The organism is Furfurilactobacillus curtus, assembly GCF_054657915.1.
In genome coordinates this window covers 1,699,344-1,717,485 of record NZ_BAAHXU010000001.1, presented here as the reverse complement: position 1 = coordinate 1,717,485, position 18,142 = coordinate 1,699,344, and the positions used below count along the sequence as shown (strand labels likewise).

At 44.0% G+C, this 18,142-nt stretch carries 21 protein-coding genes; 10 read left to right on the top strand and 11 right to left on the bottom strand.

Annotated features, from left to right (window positions below; translation table 11 throughout):
• Window positions 1-8 precede the first annotated feature (8 nt).
• The gene (locus ACYQ0Y_RS08035; RefSeq protein WP_407883125.1) at window positions 9-1,973 is read right to left on the bottom strand and encodes a M13 family metallopeptidase; all 1,965 of its coding nucleotides are present in this window, start codon (window positions 1,971-1,973) and stop codon (window positions 9-11) included.
• Between the two features lie 473 nt (window positions 1,974-2,446).
• On the opposite strand from ACYQ0Y_RS08035, the gene ACYQ0Y_RS08030 reads away from it, so the two are divergent.
• A complete protein-coding gene (locus ACYQ0Y_RS08030) occupies window positions 2,447-2,842 on the top strand; it encodes a phosphate-starvation-inducible protein PsiE (protein ID WP_407883123.1) in 396 nt (131 codons plus the stop codon).
• A 91-nt stretch (window positions 2,843-2,933) separates the two neighbouring features.
• Here the strand turns inward: ACYQ0Y_RS08030 and ACYQ0Y_RS08025 are convergent, their stop codons facing one another.
• Together ACYQ0Y_RS08025 and ACYQ0Y_RS08020 are read right to left on the bottom strand one after the other, a co-directional pair.
• The gene (locus ACYQ0Y_RS08025; protein ID WP_407883121.1) at window positions 2,934-3,539 is read right to left on the bottom strand and encodes a pentapeptide repeat-containing protein; all 606 of its coding nucleotides are present in this window, start codon (window positions 3,537-3,539) and stop codon (window positions 2,934-2,936) included.
• A 49-nt stretch (window positions 3,540-3,588) separates the two neighbouring features.
• Window positions 3,589-5,133: an ABC-F family ATP-binding cassette domain-containing protein gene (locus ACYQ0Y_RS08020; protein WP_407883119.1), complete on the bottom strand. Its 1,545-nt coding sequence runs from the start codon at window positions 5,131-5,133 to the stop codon at window positions 3,589-3,591.
• 316 nt (window positions 5,134-5,449) lie between these two features.
• On the opposite strand from ACYQ0Y_RS08020, the gene ACYQ0Y_RS08015 reads away from it, so the two are divergent.
• Window positions 5,450-5,809 (top strand): VOC family protein, encoded by a 360-nt coding sequence (locus ACYQ0Y_RS08015; RefSeq protein WP_407883118.1) that lies wholly within the window; start codon window positions 5,450-5,452, stop codon window positions 5,807-5,809.
• A 42-nt stretch (window positions 5,810-5,851) separates the two neighbouring features.
• Window positions 5,852-6,034 (top strand): hypothetical protein, encoded by a 183-nt coding sequence (locus ACYQ0Y_RS08010; RefSeq protein ID WP_407883116.1) that lies wholly within the window; start codon window positions 5,852-5,854, stop codon window positions 6,032-6,034.
• A gap of 181 nt (window positions 6,035-6,215) precedes the next feature.
• On the opposite strand, the gene ACYQ0Y_RS08005 is transcribed toward ACYQ0Y_RS08010, so the two are convergent.
• From ACYQ0Y_RS08005 to ACYQ0Y_RS07985, 5 genes are all read right to left on the bottom strand, one after another.
• The gene (locus ACYQ0Y_RS08005) at window positions 6,216-6,488 is read right to left on the bottom strand and encodes a hypothetical protein (RefSeq protein WP_407883114.1); all 273 of its coding nucleotides are present in this window, start codon (window positions 6,486-6,488) and stop codon (window positions 6,216-6,218) included.
• A 167-nt stretch (window positions 6,489-6,655) separates the two neighbouring features.
• On the bottom strand, window positions 6,656-6,973 hold the full coding sequence (locus ACYQ0Y_RS08000; RefSeq protein WP_407883112.1) for an immunity protein Imm33 domain-containing protein: 318 nt from the start codon (window positions 6,971-6,973) through the stop codon (window positions 6,656-6,658).
• Window positions 6,974-6,987: 14 nt separating this feature from the next.
• Window positions 6,988-7,854: a DegV family protein gene (locus tag ACYQ0Y_RS07995; RefSeq protein WP_407883110.1), complete on the bottom strand. Its 867-nt coding sequence runs from the start codon at window positions 7,852-7,854 to the stop codon at window positions 6,988-6,990.
• Between the two features lie 82 nt (window positions 7,855-7,936).
• Entirely contained in the window at window positions 7,937-8,299 is a 363-nt protein-coding gene (locus ACYQ0Y_RS07990) for a fluoride efflux transporter FluC (RefSeq protein WP_407883108.1), read from the bottom strand.
• Window positions 8,299-8,742, bottom strand: a complete 444-nt coding sequence (locus ACYQ0Y_RS07985; RefSeq protein WP_407883106.1) for a fluoride efflux transporter FluC — start codon at window positions 8,740-8,742, stop codon at window positions 8,299-8,301. Before ACYQ0Y_RS07985 ends, ACYQ0Y_RS07990 begins: the two co-directional genes overlap by 1 nt.
• Before the next feature lie 471 nt (window positions 8,743-9,213).
• On the opposite strand from ACYQ0Y_RS07985, the gene trpX reads away from it, so the two are divergent.
• From trpX to ACYQ0Y_RS07960, 5 genes are all read left to right on the top strand, one after another.
• Entirely contained in the window at window positions 9,214-10,209 is a 996-nt protein-coding gene (trpX, locus tag ACYQ0Y_RS07980; RefSeq protein WP_407883104.1) for a tryptophan ABC transporter substrate-binding protein, read from the top strand.
• Window positions 10,206-11,105: an ABC transporter permease gene (locus tag ACYQ0Y_RS07975; RefSeq protein ID WP_407883102.1), complete on the top strand. Its 900-nt coding sequence runs from the start codon at window positions 10,206-10,208 to the stop codon at window positions 11,103-11,105. The genes trpX and ACYQ0Y_RS07975 overlap by 4 nt, the downstream gene beginning before the upstream one ends.
• Window positions 11,095-11,874, top strand: coding sequence for an ABC transporter ATP-binding protein (locus ACYQ0Y_RS07970; protein WP_407883100.1), 780 nt, complete (start codon window positions 11,095-11,097; stop codon window positions 11,872-11,874). The genes ACYQ0Y_RS07975 and ACYQ0Y_RS07970 overlap by 11 nt, the downstream gene beginning before the upstream one ends.
• Before the next feature lie 79 nt (window positions 11,875-11,953).
• Window positions 11,954-12,757 (top strand): glycosyltransferase family 2 protein, encoded by an 804-nt coding sequence (locus ACYQ0Y_RS07965; protein ID WP_407883098.1) that lies wholly within the window; start codon window positions 11,954-11,956, stop codon window positions 12,755-12,757.
• Between the two features lie 251 nt (window positions 12,758-13,008).
• A complete protein-coding gene (locus ACYQ0Y_RS07960) occupies window positions 13,009-14,019 on the top strand; it encodes a baeRF3 domain-containing protein (RefSeq protein WP_407883096.1) in 1,011 nt (336 codons plus the stop codon).
• 147 nt (window positions 14,020-14,166) lie between these two features.
• Here ACYQ0Y_RS07960 and ACYQ0Y_RS07955 read toward each other — a convergent pair whose 3' ends face one another.
• Genes ACYQ0Y_RS07955 through ACYQ0Y_RS07945 form a run of 3 tightly spaced genes read right to left on the bottom strand, consistent with a single transcriptional unit; the run spans window position 14,167 to window position 16,148 of the window.
• Complete coding sequence (locus ACYQ0Y_RS07955) at window positions 14,167-15,042, bottom strand: NAD(P)-dependent oxidoreductase (RefSeq protein WP_407883095.1); 876 nt, start codon at window positions 15,040-15,042, stop codon at window positions 14,167-14,169.
• 59 nt (window positions 15,043-15,101) lie between these two features.
• Complete coding sequence (locus ACYQ0Y_RS07950; protein ID WP_407883093.1) at window positions 15,102-15,485, bottom strand: HIT family protein; 384 nt, start codon at window positions 15,483-15,485, stop codon at window positions 15,102-15,104.
• 12 nt (window positions 15,486-15,497) lie between these two features.
• Entirely contained in the window at window positions 15,498-16,148 is a 651-nt protein-coding gene (locus tag ACYQ0Y_RS07945; RefSeq protein WP_407883091.1) for a hypothetical protein, read from the bottom strand.
• 335 nt (window positions 16,149-16,483) lie between these two features.
• On the opposite strand from ACYQ0Y_RS07945, the gene ACYQ0Y_RS07940 reads away from it, so the two are divergent.
• Entirely contained in the window at window positions 16,484-16,921 is a 438-nt protein-coding gene (locus ACYQ0Y_RS07940) for an ArsC/Spx/MgsR family protein (RefSeq protein WP_407883089.1), read from the top strand.
• 199 nt (window positions 16,922-17,120) lie between these two features.
• Entirely contained in the window at window positions 17,121-18,041 is a 921-nt protein-coding gene (locus ACYQ0Y_RS07935) for a DUF4097 family beta strand repeat-containing protein (RefSeq protein WP_407883087.1), read from the top strand.
• Window positions 18,042-18,142 lie beyond the last annotated feature (101 nt).

Below are 18,142 nucleotides of genomic sequence, written 5' to 3'. Positions count from 1 at the left end.
CTAGTCACTTACCAGATTTGGACGCGATCTGCTGGCGCTAACCACATGCCATCGCCTTCATGCACATCAAAAGCAGTATAGAAATCAGCTAAATTTTGTGCCTGTACATTAGCCCGCAATTTGTGTGGCGCATGCACATCAATATTCAAGAGCAATTGTTCATAAGCTTCGCTAGCTTTCATGCACCAGACTTTGGCCCAATTCGTAAAGAACGCGACTGCATCAAAATCGGTGTCAGCTTTAGCCGCTTCTAATGCACAACTCAGGCCACCCTGATCAGCCACATTTTCAGAAACAACCAGCTTACCGTTAACGTGACCGCCAGCAAATGGTAGGCCATCAAATTCATCGATCATGGCTTGCGTCAAACCTTGGAAATGTTTCAAATCGGCTTCATTCCACCAATTGTGCATATTGCCATATTCGTCAAATTGCGCCCCATTGTTATCAAAGGCATGTGAGATCTCGTGCGCCATTACCGCCCCAATCCCACCAAAATTTTCCGAACTGGTCTGCGATAAACTATAAAACGGTGCCTGCAAGATTGCTGCTGGGAAGACAATAATATTGTTCGATGGATCATAGTAAGCATTAACGGTGGCTGGGTCCATATCTGCCCACATCGTTCGATCAACAGGTTGGTCAATTTGATCAAAATTATCTTGCGTCGCCAGTTGACTAAATTTCAATGCATTATCAAATAATGTTCCACCGTCACTCGCTGATGTCACCACCAATTTAGCGTACAGCGGACTAATTTTATCGGGATAACCGACGTTTGGAATCAAGGTATCTAACTTAACGATGGCTTGTTGTCGCGTTGTCTCACTTAGCCAATCATTATTCGCCAAACGCTGCTTATAGACAGCAATCATCCGGTGTACCATCTGCGTAACGTCTGCTTTGGCCCGTGAGCCAAAGTATTTTCGTGCATAGTAATCCCCAACAACCATGTTAAAGCGACGATAAGCGAGATAATAGGCCCCCTTTTGTGGATTAAAAGCCGACTTGCTGCCGGATAGTGCTCGCTGAAATTCGCCATGAATAACCCGCGCGTCATCAGTTAAGTGCCCTGCCCAATTAAAGACAACATTGACCAATAACCAACTCTTCACCTCAGCAAAATTATCCGCACTAATAATATCGTCTACGGCGGCATAATACTTTGGATCGGTTACAATAACTCGGTCTACACGACCGGCCAAGGCCTCATCAATATACGCTTTCAGATTGATCACAGAACTGGATTGAGCAAAGTCACTCAGCGATTGTGGGTTGTACATTTTCGGATAATCAGCTTTTTCTTCACTACTCTTTTCATGAGCGGCCATCTTCGCATCTAAAGCTAAGGCCTGGTCCAAGGTCATCTTAGTTGTCGCCTCATCAAAGCCTGCCAATTTAAACAGCTTGCTCATCATAGCTCGGAAGACCTCAAGTAATTTAGGACCAGCCTCATTGCCAGCTTCATAATAAGTCGTATCCGGTAAAATCAATGACGGTGCTTCAACATATAACGCGTTGCGCTTGGTGTCCTTCATATCCGGACTGACGCCGATTGGAAACGGATCGCCAATACCGTCACGTAAGAACTCAACTAGCTGTTGCTGTAAATCGTGATAATTTTGCAACGATTGCACCTGCTCAATTAAGGGTTGGAGCGGTGAAAAGCCAAGTTTTTCACGCGTTTCATAATCGCTAGCAAGACGATAGTAACTAATGAAGTTGGCTAACAACACGTTATTAGGCGCCACCTCGCCGCTTAGCATCGCATCAAAATCAGTCATCAAGGTTTTTTCAATTTGGTCGGCCAAATCAGCAAACCCACCCGTGGTCGGTTTGTCGGCAGGAATTTTAGCCGTCTTCAGCCACTCCCCATTGACGCCTAAGTACAGATCGTCTTTAACCGCGGCCGTGCCTTCATCAGCGCTACTAGCACCGCCAGCTAACTGAACATTATGATGTTTTACAGTCATTATGAAACTCCTTCTCTGATTAAATTAAAAACTGATTAAAAACTTCATTCAGTATAGCAAGTTTATCACAGAAACGAAAGTCACTCTGACTAATGGACTTGCATCCGTGCTTCACCAGTTAATGAAAAATTTAAGTAGGCTAGATGCCCCAAATATGCAGAAAACGATTGTCGAAAATCCATGTACTTGTCATAAAAATAGTTATTACCTTGGAGAACTAATAGTTATATGCAGCCAGTAGGCCAATCTGGGCATAGCGGGCATCGGCTCAACCGGTGCTATTCTAGGCAAATGCCCGTGAATTTCAGGTTGCCAATAGCGAACAACATTATGAAATATTTAGGCCGCTACCAGTCTAAGACTCCCCCATCAAAAGTTGACGTTACTGCTTCATCCTAATGACTTGTTTTAATGACCTGATATCGATACACTCCTAAGTGTAAAGGTTTTAATCATTAGAGAAGGTGACGACCATGTTCGACAAACGCATCATTCGTATCATCGAATTTGCTCTTAGCTGTGGCATGCTCCTCATTGCCCTTCTACTGACGATTTTTATGTTTCGTGAACTTTACTACTTAGCTTTGTTGGTGACCACTCATGAAACAGCGGCAACATTTGCCAGCGTGGCCGAAGTCGTTCTCGCATTTTTCTTGTACTTCGAGCTGATTTCATTAGTCGTTGATTACTTTCGCGTGGGCCATAAAATCCCCTTACATAATTTTATTTATGTCGGCATCACCGCAATGGTCCGACTACTCATTGCTCAACACGATGATCGATTAGGGATTCTCATGTTAAGTGGCGCAATTTTAATTCTTGTCATCAGCCTACAAGTTCTGGATTTTCGGCCGTCTAAACGGCCATAACCCTAAAGCAAATCAAAGAAACCTCGATCAGAGTTTATACTTGAACTCAGATTGAGGTTTCTTTGTCACCTATAGGCTTGTTTTAAAACAGCTAAGATTGAATCTCTACGCCAAATAAACCAATCAACTGAGCCGCCTGAAATTCATTGACAATCAGGCCCCTAATTAAATCAGCGCTCACCCGCAAGGTTTCAAATTCAGCATTATGCCAATCTACCCCCGCTAATCGCGTTTCAGTAAAGTCGGCATCAGTTAATCGTGAGCCATTAAATGATAAGCCTTGTTTGATTGTTACGACTTGAAACACACTTTCACTTAACTCACAATCGATCAATTGACTACTCGTCAACTGAGCTTCACTGAAATTCGCATAAGTCAATTTACTAGCCGTGAACCGTGTTTGCTTGAATATTGCCCCGCTGAAGTCGCCACCAGCTAACTGAACGTTACTGGCCTGACAATCGTACCAGCGCGTCTGACGCCAAGATGTATTCACTAATTGAACATGGTCCAACTCAACGTGTACTAATTCAGCTTCATCAAAGTTACTTTGTTCAAATTGACAGCGTTCGAAAATCACATCCATTAAACGAATCGGTAAGTTTGATACGGTGAACTGACAGTTAATATAGCGTGTATTTGTCTCTACCTGATCTAATGACAATGTTTGATCACGCACTTCAACTAAATCTGACATCAGCTTTTCCTCACCAATCTTTAGATTCTCATTATATGAGCCGTCACATTTATTTTCTTAAACTTAATTTTTCCACATTTAAGGTTTCATCAATCCACTCGTCGTAAAAACCAGCTTCATGACTGACCATGATCAAGTTGCCACGAAAGCTGCGCAAAGCATCACTCAAAGCCGCTTTAGTCTCGTCATCTAGATGGTTTGTCGGTTCGTCCATGATTAAAAAGTTAGCGGGCGTTAATTCCATAATTGCCAGCTTAACTTTGGTTTGTTCCCCACCAGATAATAAATTCATCGGCTTCATTACGTTGGCTGCATTAATTCCAGCTGCGCCAAGTTTAGTCCGAATGGTCTTAGGCAACATTGTCGGAAATTGGTCTTGAATTGTTTGGAGCGGTGTCTTTTGATCATCCTCCCACACCAAATCTTGGCTAAAGTAATTCACTTTCGCAGACGGAGAGAATTCAGCCTCACCGCTTAATGGCTTAAGCGTTCCTAGAATTGATTTAATGAGCGTTGATTTTCCGACACCGTTAAATCCAGCAAAGGCAATCTTTTGAGCAGTACCAAGGGTAAACGTCACCGGAGCTAAGAGTGGATGTTCATAGCCAACAGACAGTTTGCGAACCACTAATGCATTTTGTGAACCAGTGTCTAGGTATGGAAAATCAAAACGAGCGCGTAAATTATCAGCTGGTGGATCAATGCGATCCATCCGGTTTAGCATTTTTTCACGTGACTTCGCTAAGTTAGAGTGAGAACCGGCTTTGAACTTTGAAATCAATCGTTCATTTTTCTCAATTACGACTCGCTGTTTCTCATAAGCCTTTTCTTGAAATTCTCGTTTCTCTTCCTTTTGCTTCATCGCCTTTTTGAAGCTGCCTCGATATTTGGTGATTTGACCAAACGAAACATCGCAAATTGCATTTGTGACGGCTTCAAGAAAGTCATAATCATGAGAAATGATCAAGGCAGCACCCTCGTAGCCATTTAAATAATCTTCAAGCCACTGAATATGGGCCACGTCTAAATAATTGGTCGGTTCATCCAGCAAAATCACATCTGGATTTTCAAGCAATAATTTAGCTAAGATAATTTTTGACCGCTGTCCACCTGACATTTCTGAAACTACATGATCTTTACCAATCTCATTCAAGCCAAGTCCGGTGATCACCCGTTCAATTTCTGTTTCAACTTCATAAAAATTTTGGGCCGCCAATTCATCTTGCAAACGCCCCGCTTTTTCCAACAATTGGTCATCCATTGACGTGGCGTAGTCAGCATAATAGCTCTGCATGCGGTCATTAATCGCATACAGGTCAGCAAAGGCGGTATGCAAAAATTGAATCAAGGTCATCCCTGCTGGAATATCCGCATATTGATCCAAATAGCCAATGCGTAAATTTTTCTGCCATTTAATACTGCCAGTGACCGGCAAAACAGTCCCAGTTAGAATTTTAATTAGCGTCGATTTGCCGGCACCATTTTGACCGACAATCCCTAGATGCTCCCCTTTTTCTAATTGGAAGCTCGCATCTTCATATAAATTTTTATCAGCAAAACTCATTGATAAATTTGAAACTTCTAGCAAACTCATGTGTTAGTTACTCTCTTTTTCTCAGTCATGCTGGGACCTTAAATGAAAAACCGGCAGGATCAGCACGCCCATACCGGTTAACAACTATTACTTAATTAAGTCTTTAATTACCCAGTCTTGTTCCATTAATCGTGCCTACTAATATAACATAGACCTATGGGTGAGAGCAAAACTCAGAGCGTATGCATGGCCGCTTTGATCCTGAGCAAAAAGCCTTGCAATCCCGTTAAGAAAGATTGTACGCAAAGCTCATTAGTCAGGTTTTGCCTAAACCTGTGCTACACTTAAATTAAGTTAGTGAAAGGGGCGGTGGCCAATGAATGTTCGCACCATCAATACTTATGAAATCTCGGTAACCGATCCACAACGCGCCTGGCGCTTTTATCATGAGGTATTTGACTTACCTGACGCAGTTTTAACGAACGGCTTAGAAACCGTGTCAGTCGCTGGTAAAAACGTAATTTTTCGTCAAGTCCCTGCCCACGACACTCACGTTGACCTCGATCATCCCGACCTGATTTTACGCGCCCGTGATCGAATCAATGATCTAATTAACCACCTGCAAAACTATTATGTTCCCATTGTCGCTGGTCCGACACCAGAAGATGATCTACAAGCAATTTTCGTTAACGATTACGAAGGCAACTTGATTAAGATTTTGGAACGGGCCAAGTAAGTCAACGACGCAAGTAACGCATCGAATAAGGAGGTTTTTATTATGAAACCTGTTGAACGTGATTATCATAAATTATTTGTTCCCCGTCGATTTGGTTTTGGCTACAACTTTAACACCCGCAGTAAAGGTGGGCGTTTCTTAGCAAGATCGGTCACGATCGCGATGGTCTTATACATGGTTGTTAGCATTCGTCATGGTAAATGGGCTGAAGAACACGGCCGTTAAACAACTTTTTATTGCTAAATTTAACCGGAGCTGTGTCATAACACCGGTTGGCCAACGAAAATAGCACTGTTTCCCGTAAAAATTGGGAAGCAGTGCTATTTATGTTGAATGAAATTGGCAGGCTTCGACGCGTAATTGAGACAATGTTCATCTCGTCGAGTTCCTCCCGCCATCTTGGTTATCAACGCCGATGGGACCATGCTTGCCACAATAAGCAACCCACGAAAAGCAATGGTGCTAAAAGAATCTCCACCACAAATAACACAAAATTAGCGCCCCAAAAGACAGCATCATCACGGCTTTGAACGTTCATCCGCGCCTTGGTTTTATAGCCATAACGATCATGATCACTCGCTTGGCCACGTTGTTTTCGCTGATCGAGATCATGGCGATCCAAAGCATGTGCAGTGTAGGATGGTTGATTTTGGTCGGCAAAGTGAAGCCGTTTCGCCACAAATGAGAAAAAAAGCCAAAGTTAATCACGCAAAGCGTATCCAACCATGACCATGCCCATACCGTTTGAAACCCACGACTATGCATGGCAAACAAGGCCACTAGCACCAGCAGAGCAGGCAATCCCCTCACATAGATTTTTATCAGCCACATTCGCTCACCCTTTTATTAATCCACTCGTTGATCCAGTGTGACATCCCACCACTGCTGAGAATGCTGGCGCCATTCCAAGACACTACCCACCGGCTGTTCGCGGATCGACCAAATGGTTGGTTGTAACAGGATCACGAAATTAAATGGCAGCTCCTCTAAGGGAGTCGCTAGCGGATCTTGATCAGTTGTGGCGAAAAACCGCCAACCAGTGTCGACTTCATTGCGCGGATCTTCACGTATTGCATAGCCGACTTTTTCGCCATTAATGATTTGGCTAGAAACTAAACTTGTTGGCCGAGCTATTGTTTGATCGACGTGTTCTGATTCGCTCATTGAGCCTCCCTTAATCACAATAATGTCTGCCAGTCTCGTGCATAAATGAATCCCATTGCTTTTTCACCCGTATGAACCCCGATTATTGGCCCAATAATGCCACTTTCAAACGTCACTTGAGGAAAGTTTGCTTGGGAAGTTGCTAGCCATTGCGCTTTTAAGTCTGGGTTATTGGCGTCAACAATGCTAACCCGCAGTGGATAATCCGTTTGGGCAACAATTTCGTGAAATTGCGTTTGGATCGTTTGAAAAGCTCGTTTCATCTGCCGCTCCCGACCAACAGCAATAATTTTGCCCTCGGGAGTAAAAGCTAACATTGGTTTAATTTGCAGCATGGCACCAATCAAAGACTGACCATTGGAGATACGCCCAGTCCGCATAAGATGGCGCATATCATTCACGACGAACATCACCTTTGTTGTTTGGCGTAACTGAGCTAATCGTACAAATATTTCGTCAACGGACAAGCCCTGTTGAGCCAAGGCAGCTGCTAACAAAACTTGATTGCCTGCCCCAGCACAAGCAATCCGAGAGTCCCAGACATGAACCGCGATGTTTTTAACTGACGGCGCGTAGCTCGTCACATTTGAAATGAAGCCGGAGATACCGCTGGACATGCCGACAACAATCGCCGTGTCATACCCATCAGCGACTGCTTGATCTAACACACGTTGAACCTCGCCGTTAGAAGCCTGTGAGCTAGTCGGTGCTTCATGCTCAGTTTTGAGTAGCGCATAAAATTTGGCTGCATCAAGATCAACATTTTCGTGGTAGACGTGGTGACCAAAGAGAACCGGATCATTGATGACATAGATATGATACTGATCCAAATCCGTTTGATTGATATACGCTGAACTATCTGTTAATACCGCAATTTTCATCTTTCAACCATTTCCTTACATCCTCATTGAGACACTATTGAGACTTTACGAAGTTGCCAAAGTATAACGCGCTTTAAGGTAATTAAGCTATTATTGTCCCTAGCCATGCCAGAGTTACGCCACCTAGCAGCGTCATCAACAAGTAACAGCAGGCAATGACTCGCTGGTGCTGACGTTCTAATAATAGCACCTCATTAATCATGGTGGAAAAAGTGGTAAAGCCGCCTAAAACCCCCGCCCCAACTATTACCTTGACTGCTAACGGCATTGGTCCAGTCATCAGAATCCCTAACAGAAAGCTGCCTGCCAAATTAATCCCGAATGTGGCCCAAGGAAAACGTGATTGTTTAACCGGTATTTGTGCCAATTGCATCACTGCGTAACGGGCCATTGCACCTAAGCTAGCTCCGCTCCCCGCTAGGAAAACTAGTAAGCCATTACTCATCACCGCTCACCTCCACGTTGTGCTCGCGCCATTAACCATTTTGCCAGCATTTGTCCAGCAAATGCGGCACATAAACCGCCGACTAGTGACAACGTGACATAAAGCATCGCACTACCAATGAAGTGGCGTAAAAGTAATTTAACCATCTCTAAAGAAAAGCTAGAAAATGTCGTAAAGGCGCCAACAAACCCAGTACCAAGCCCCAAGATAACTTCGCTCGGTAGTGGCAGGCGTTCCGCCGCCCAAAAGTTCACCAGCGTTAATAAAAAAGCTCCAATAATATTAATCAACATTGTTGTCCATAGCCAATGGTCACTCACCGGCCACAACAACTCCACTCCTTCTCGACTAGCGCCTCCTAGAAAAGCAAAGCCAGCCACTGCCAGATACCGTTTCACCAACCACCGCTCCTTCATCTGATAAGAATTAATTGCAAATAGCATACACGTTGCTCGCCCATTCACGCAAATTTGTTTGCGCTATATTTTCACCCTCCGCTTCCTTATATTTTTGCGTTATGTCAGGCTGACTTCACTGCGAATTCCCATGATCCGCTCACTTTTTTCAAAAAAATGCTTGACGCGTTCCTTTGGTTCACCTAAACTAATTGCCATAAAGACAGCCGAAAAAAGGAGATCGTTGTGATGGCTCATTTCACGAATACTCAACTAAATACTTGGCAAAGCCGGTAATTCAGGTTGCGTAACCACCATCTTGCATGGATGCAATCCTGAAGTCAGATCTTCGATTGTATCTGTGCCGACGACTTTGATGTGAATTCATCACCGAGTGCACGGGACAAAAACTGTGCGGGCTCGGTGTTTTTTTGTTTAAGACAGCTCGCAACTTGGGCTGTCTTTTTCTTTTTCCGTGAAACCAGGATTCACCATTAACTTTGACTAAGGGAGATAATCATGAAACGTATGTACGGACTAATCACCATTTTACTGATTTTCCTCGGTGTTGCTTATTTCCAGGGAAGTAACCAACAGGCCACTAAACAAAAAATACCGACGGTCGGCATCCTTCAACTTTTGAGTCACCCGGCCCTCGATACCATCAACCGTGGCATTGATGACAGCCTAAAAGCACATGGTTATATTCCGGGAAAGACGATCCACATTGATTTTCAAAATGCGCAAGGTGACCAGAGTAATTTGCAGTCAATGAGTGCCCGCTTTGTTCACGAACATGTCGATGCCGCTGTCGGCATTGCGACACCTTCCGCCCAAGCCTTGGCTAACGCAACCGATAACATTCCGATTGTCCTAGGTGCCGTGACTGATCCTAAAGGTGCTAAATTAGTCGCCAATAACGAACACCCTGGTGGCAATATCACTGGTGTCTCTGATCAAGCCCCTTTAAAAGAACAACTAGGATTGATCAAACAATTAACGCCACATTTGCGTACACTTGGCATCATTTATACCTCCAGTGATGATTCTGCCACTGCACAGGCAAAGCAATTCACCGCGCTCTGCAAAAAAGAACATATTAAGCTTAAAGCCTATACCATCGCTAGTACAAATGACGTCAACCAAGTATCACAAACAATGGCCAATGAAGTTGATGCCGTTTATGTACCAACGGACAACACGATGGCCAGCGCGATGCAAACCCTGGTTGCCAATACCAACGCTAAAAAAATCCCCGTTTTCCCAGCTGTCGATACAATGGTCAAACAGGGGGGCCTAGCAACCTATTCTGTTAATCAATATAAACTAGGCCGTTTAACTGGCGACATGACCGTCGCAATTTTGAAACACAAGTCTAAACCAGCAACGACACCGATTGAATTTGTCCGCCACGGAGATTTAACCATTAACTTGGCTACCGCTCAAAAATTAGGCATCACCATTCCACAATCGTTAATTAATGAAGCCAAACAAAAGGGGGAACTTTACAAATGAGCTTAATGACATCCGCAATCGGTCAGGGCCTCCTGTGGGCTGTTTTAGGCCTCGGCCTTTTTCTTACTTTCCGAATCCTTGATTTTCCTGACATGACGGTTGAAGGAACATTTCCGTTAGGGGCCGCTACCGCCGTTGCTTTAATTTATCGTGGCGTCAATCCATTACTCGCTACACTAGGTGCTTTTCTAGTGGGAATGGCTGCTGGAATGATTACCGGTTTGTTGTATACCAAGGGTAAAATTCCGATTCTATTAGCCGGCATTTTGGTTATGACGGCTGCCTATTCAGTCAACTTACGCATTATGGGCAGTGCAAATTTAAGTTTGTTGGGGAAAGCTTCACTCTTTAAAAATCCTTTTTTGACTGCCCTCCCCCAATATTTTCCAGCCGTATTTGTCGGCCTGATTGTCATTATCGTCACCACCCTGCTGCTTGTTTTCTTCTTAAACACCGACCTTGGGCAATCCTTTATCGCAACCGGGGATAATCCCACGATGGCGCGCTCAATTGGGATTAAAACCGATCGGATGACAATTATGGGATTAATGATTTCAAACGGGATGATTGCAATGGGTGGCGCTTTAGTCGCTCAAAATAACGGCTACGCAGACATCAACATGGGCATTGGCATCATCGTCATCGCCCTAGCGTCCATCATTATTGGTGAAGTTGCTTTTGGCGGCCTTTCGCTCACACAGCGATTAATCGCCGTCACCTTAGGCAGTATCCTCTACCGCTTCGTCTTATTGATCGTCTTACAGCTAAACTTCTCCGCTAACGACCTGAACTTACTTTCTGCTATTATTTTGGCTTTATGCTTACTCTTGCCACGTTTTCGGAATTTCATTCACTTTGACCATCTTGTTGAAAGGAGTGTCCGCCATGACAACTAATCCAACAACGCCATTACTTGAGTTAAAACATGTCAGTACAATTGTTAACGCGCATACACCAAATGAAACAAAAATCCTTAACGATCTGAATTTGGAAATTTTCCCGGGCGACTTTATTACCGTGCTTGGCGCGAACGGCGCCGGTAAGTCGACACTATTTAACGTTATTGGCGGTAATTTAAATGCTGATCAAGGTGATGTTTTACTCCACGGAAAATCCATCAAACATGAAAGTGAAGAACAACGGACTCGTTTTCTAGCACGCGTCTTCCAAGATCCCAAATTAGGCACTGCCCCACGAATGACTGTCGCGGAGAATTTATTACTTGCTGCTCATCGCGGGCAACAACGACGATTAGTTTTCCGCCAATTGCGTCGGCATTTGGCTGATTTCAAAGCAATGGCTGCTACGATGAATAATAATTTAGAAAATCGACTGTCAACGGCTACGGGAGATCTTTCCGGTGGGCAACGACAAGCCCTCTCATTTTTAATGGCGGTGGAAAGCAAACCCGAATTGTTGCTTTTAGATGAACATACTGCTGCTTTAGATCCCAAAACCTCGCAGCAACTGATGCAAGCCACTAATGATCGCATTGCCAGTGACCGACTCACTTGCTTGATGATCACTCATCGTCTAGAGGATGCCTTAATCTACGGTAATCGCTTGATCGTGTTAACCGATGGCAAAATCACCTTCGATGTTCGCGGTGAAGCAAAAAAGCAGCTAACCCGCGAACAACTCTTTACATTCTTTGAAGATCTATAATTTGGGTCGCCAACTTCAGTTTCCCAGTGAAGACGCGTATTCTTTAAACAGGATCAAAATCACTTGAGAGAGGTTTGTTATGTCACCGTTAGTGTCCATCATCGTACCAGTTTACAAAGCTGTCGATTATTTAGATCGCTGTATTGCCAGCCTCAGTCGGCAGACTTATCCAACCATCGAAATCATTTTAGTCGACGATGCTTCGCCTGATGAATCCGGCGCCTATTGTGATTTTTGGGCTAGTTTAGATGAGCGAATTCAGGTCCTCCACCAATCGACCAACCAAGGCGTGTCAGCCGCCCGAAACCGAGCTTTGACCGTCGCAGAAGGGACCTATGTCTGCTTCGTAGATAGTGATGATTGGTGTGAACCGGACTATATCGAACATTTCGTCAAAAACATGATCTCTCGACACGCTGATTTGGCCTGCTGCGGTTATTTTGCTGATGGCTTGTTAATCAAAGCCACCACCAACAAACCACTTTCGCGTCATTTAACCCAAGGTGAAATGTTACAAGATGTGATTAAACCGGGCGGCGATATTCGCGGGTTTCTGTGGAATAAATGTTACTCACGTGCCTTCATTGTTGAAAACCAACTGCAATTTGACACAAGCCTATCCGTCATGGAAGATCAATTATTTAACGTCAGTTTCATTCGTGATGCGCGTACATTTTGGTATGATGCTTATCAGACCTACCATTATGTCACCCACAGTGGCAGCGCCAGCCACAATCTCTCCGCGAAAACCTTTGCGGCTGAAATGAACGCACTAGATAAGATTAGTAACGTGATCCAAGAATCTGATTTGCAATTATCGTTACAAAAAGTCCTCGCCTCAAATCGAGCAACACTGAACGATTTATTTAAACAGGACCATTAATATGTCGAGCTCCACCAGCCTGATCCTTGCGCTTAAGCTGCCAGCAACCATCGGCAAAAAGCGCCAATCGTCGCTGACTAGTTAATGCTCAGGATCATCGGGCTGACTTTACTTCGAATATTGGCAATTAACTTCACTGCATTCTAGGAGGAAGTTAATTGTCTTTTTTTGTAGCCCTGACCTAGACTGAATTTATTCAAAGACCTCAGACAGGTCGGTAACAATGAATGATTTAATTGGAGGGATAGTTCATGTCAAGAAAAGACCGTAAACAAAAGATTAAGGATTTACTCACCTTAGAAAAAGTGGAAGGACCTGTTATTTCACTCTATTTGCCATTACATCCTCGCGAAGACAGTCCCGAACAGGATACGGTGACGCTTAATTCGCTCATTGATCAAGCTAAAACGGCCATTGAGCTAGAATATTCGAATAAATTATGGAATGCTTATCAGTTTCAACTGAATAAGCTATTTGCCAATGGCTTACCAACTTCGGAAACCTTGAGTCAAGGCTTGTTAGTTTATGTCACCACCGACAGTATTGAACAAATCGACTTAAATTTCGCGATTACTGCCGGTTTATACATCAACCCACAGCCATTGTTATGGCCAATTCTAATTAACAATCGGCCACAACCCGACTTTGACTTACTCCTGCTACAAAAGCACCAAGCACGTTTGGTACGCGTCACATATGCCAACCAAGTCACATTTGACACGATCCTCACGATTACTGCTAGCGCAGCGGAAAAGGCGGACCCAACCACGTTCTTTACCAGCGTTGATGAGCAAATTCTGACGCAGGCCACTAATCAAGATCAATTACCGCTAATCTTAATTGCTAATGAACAAGATCAAGGTGCTTTCCGTAAAGTTAGCAAGAATCGCGCGCTAAGTGCTTCAATTACCCAAACGATTGACCCTAATTTGCAAGCTGATCGCATGCAACTAGCACAATTAGCCCAGCAAGTTGCTGACAAATTAACGACTGCTGGTATCGCTGCCCTCCAGACCGAGATCACCAACGCACAAGGTGCTAAGAAGTTTATTCAAACACCGACTGAAATTGTTGATCAAATCAAGGTTAACGATGTTGCGACATTAGTCCTGACCTTAGACACTTTGACCGTCTTTGGTGATGCCAGCACCGTCAATGATTTGCTTAAACAAGCTGTTGTCGGTGATACTGAGATCTTCATTTTTACCGATCAAATGATGACACCAGTTGCACCATTGGCCATTTTACGCCACACAATCTAGCCATTTAGTTAAACGGTAAGCGCCATATCTACTTGGTGTCAGATTTAATCCTACGTTAAAAACCATTTCCAATCATGTTGCCGACTATTGCGCCGAACATGATTGGAAATGGTTTTTTGTCGAGCTTCGTTTATTTACTCTTTGTCCCTATTTGCCAGCTTGATCCCACCACAACTTAACGAGTGCTTGCGTGCCATCGTCACCTAAATGTTGATCATCCACTAACTGCTCGTAGAGCGCTTTGGCCACTTGGGTTGCAGGTAAATCAAGATGCATCTTTTCCGCTTCATTTAAAGCAATCCGCAAATCCTTTAAAAAGTGCTTAGCAAAAAATCCGGGAGTGTAATCATCCTTTAAAATCCGTGGCCCATACGTATCCATCGACCAATTATCAGCACCACCATGACTGAGTGTGGCTAAAACATCCGTCAAGGATAAACCAGCCGCTTTTGCATAAACCAACATTTCCGTCAAACCGGTCATCGTGCCGGCAATCATGATTTGATTGGCCATTTTTGCATGCTGCCCGGCACCGGCATCGCCGAAGCGATGAACCGATTGGCCCATCAGTTCAAATACCGGCATCACCTGCTCAAAAGTTGCTTGATCACCACCAACCATCACCGTTAATGTCGCTTTTTTTGCACCAATATCACCGCCTGAAACCGGTGCATCTAAGGCACCCACTTGGCGTGCTTTGGCAGCTGCCGCGATTCTAATGGCTAATGTTGGCGTACTCGTTGTCATATCGACCACGATTTGGCCAGGCCGGATTCCTTCGAAGATACCAGCTGCACCAAAATAAATCGCCTCAACATCTTGCGGATACCCCACCATGGAAAAGATGATTTCACTATTGGCGACCACGTCCAACGGTGTTTCAGCCCACAATGCTCCTTGATTAAGTAGGGACTGTGCTTTAGCCTTGGTTCGATTAAAGACCGTCAGTTGGTGTCCTGCCGCTAATACATGTTCAGCAATCGCTGACCCCATAACGCCTGTGCCAATAAACCCAATTTTCATCGTCAAACCTCGTCTTTCCATCTTAACTGATACCCTAGCTGCCCAAAATCAGTCACGATCTATTTCAATTTTCGCGGAATTAGGTTACGAACACCGCCTTCAGGCACACGCATGTCACCAAAATACCGTGGAATCAAGTGTACGTGTGCATGAAAAACTGTTTGACCTGCGTCTGCGCCTAGATTCATGCCGATGTTATAGGCATCTGGGTGATATTTCTCATCTAAAATGGCCTTCATCTGCATCACAAGATCATCGATCGCCACCTTTTCTTCTGGTAGCACGCCCCACCAATCGCTCACGTGGCGTTTAGGGACGATCAATGTATGACCTGGATTAACCGGATGAATATCCCAAAAGGCTTTTGCATAGTCATTTTCAATGATGAGCTCTGCCTTCTCACAAAATGGACAACCTGGTAAAGTCGTTATTTCGATTGCCATATCCTGACCTCCCTATTTATCACTTTGCGATGCTAATCGGCGTAACCGGCGTCGGTGATGATTACTAGTCATTAACCAACCCCAACCAAGGCCACTTACAGCAATAACCACATCAGCGATCAATTGGGTTTGTTGAATGCGATCAGCAAAATCATTCAGCTGATCGTTTTGAACCGATCGACTAAACGCGGTCAAAACCGGACCACTGATCATACTTGTCACAGCTGCTCCACTATCACCTTGCAAACCCACGGTGGCCATTTGCTGGTTAAGATTATCTTGAATGGCTCGTTGAACGGGTGGAACGTCGAAATTTAACACATTGCCTGCATAGATCTCTTTAACGCCCGTACTCAGCACCGTTCGAATCAATTGGTTAGAAATCAGACCAGTTGGCAAATGATGCGTAGTCATTTGCGTCTGCAACTGCTGTTGAACTTGGTTAATCACCAATGGATTTTGAACAGCTCGAACCATAAATGAACTGCTTAAGATCGTTAGCCGTGCGACTAAACTTACGATAAAAATCAAACCAACGAGGCCGCTCAATAGACGATGTGGTCGCTTGATCTTCGTCGTGACTGGCGGTTGAATTGTACTTTTCTTCAACTGTGGATGTCGTTGCATCCGACTCGTTATTGCTTGTGCTTCATTCAATTTCATATCGTTAGTTTAGCACAAAGCCATATGAAACCGTTGTTGTTCGAATTTAAGAATCCACTAAGCTCACTTTCCTTATTGTTGAGTTCGTTAATTATTATGAAAGCGATAAATAAGATTATTTTTTTCAAAAAAAGTTAAATTAGTTAATCCCCTGTCACTGTTCGTTTTCAGGAACATTTCATAGAGTTTGGTTATATGAAAATCAGAAATTCAATTGACACAAAATATAAAATAACTTATAGTGATCATCAGAAAGACATGCAAAAGCTGACAGTAATTAACGTCGACGCAGCGTCAAAATCACAATGATCCGCTGCGCAAGGAGGACTGCCGATATGCTACACATTTATACGATTGGTTCATCAACTTCATGCCGCCGTGCCATTAAATGGTTAACAGACAAAGCGGTTCCATTCATCGAACATCCAATTGATACAACTGAAAATAAAACAGTTAAATCACGAGAAAAATTAACGCCCATGACAATCCGCGAATTTTTGGCTGCTAGTGAAGCTGGTTGTGATGAATTATTAGCACCTCGATCAATGGCCATGGATCACTTAAGCCAACGTTTAGATTTAGCTAATCTATCCCTTAAACAGATGATCACAGTGATCGCCAATCATCCGAAAATGCTTCGCTGGCCAATCGCTTTTGATGATCAACGTCGAATTCTTCAAGTGGGCTTTAATGAAGATGAATTTGGCACATTTATTCCCCGTAAATTGCGCAAACAAGAGTTAACCAGCATCTTGGCTGCGCTTCATCAATAAACATCAACAACCTCACTCAATGATTTCCTTCAAATCACTGGGTGAGGTTGTTTAATTATCTGCACCGCATTGTTCGTTATCGTTGAATTGTAAATCTTTGCTAACATCCCTGAAAAAATGAATTCCAAGCTTCACATCTACCTATCGCAATGCTACGATACGCACAACTTGATGTTTATTTGATAGGAGATTTTTAGCAATGGATCTGACCTCTTGGGGACGTTTTTTTATTCATCACAAGCACAGTGAACCAGGCCACGTGGCAATTGAAATCGGTGTTGACGCACGCAAACCAACCTTAGTTAACGCTTTTTCACGATCTTTAAACGACGTTGATCACTTGGCCATCAATTATTCTGCCGCGACCATTGTCATTCAGTCAACTGACCGACCAGATCTGATCGTGCGTGAATACATGCTCCTCGATGAGGCCCAGTACTATGCTAAAGTCGATCAAACAATGGATACGCTAATCATTCGTGCCGGCGATCGCCCTGCCAAGGACAAACTACATATTCGAATCGAGATTGAAGTGCCCAGCACCTACCACCAGCGCTTAGAAATCAACTCGGTCAGCGGTACCATCAAATTGGTTGATTTACCACAATTGCGGCATTTAGCAATCACGTCCACCAGCGGTAGTATCGCACTTAGCCATTTAAAGACTCATAGTTTACTAATTGACTCAGTCAGTGGTGCGATCAATGGTGAACAGTTATCCGCAACTGATGCCACCATCAACGCTGTGACCGGAAACGTAGCGCTAGCCACTGCCTATGGTCGCTACAATGTTCATTGTGACGCAGGCGCATTACGCTTGATCGATGCACATGGCAGCGGTCGTTTCAATGTTACCAGTGGCTCTGCCAAGCTAGCCTTTACCACTGTCGACGGCAACATCACGGCCGAATCATCTGCCGGATCGGTACGGCTGCAAGTCCCACGAACTTTAAGTTACCGCTTTAATCTAGAAACCTCGATTGGCACATTAAAGACACCAGAAAATGCTCATTTTTCAAATAATGAACGTCGTTATCAAACTGGTGCCGTGGGTGATGCTAGTGATTTATTAATCAGTATGCTCACCGTGGTGGGATCACTAGTCTTAGAGACACACTAAATGATTTGACCGGTAATACGACAATATTAAATCTAATTAAAACAGTCCTTATCCCCCAGAACAAGCTTGGGGGATAAGGACTGTTTGTCGAGCTACACTAG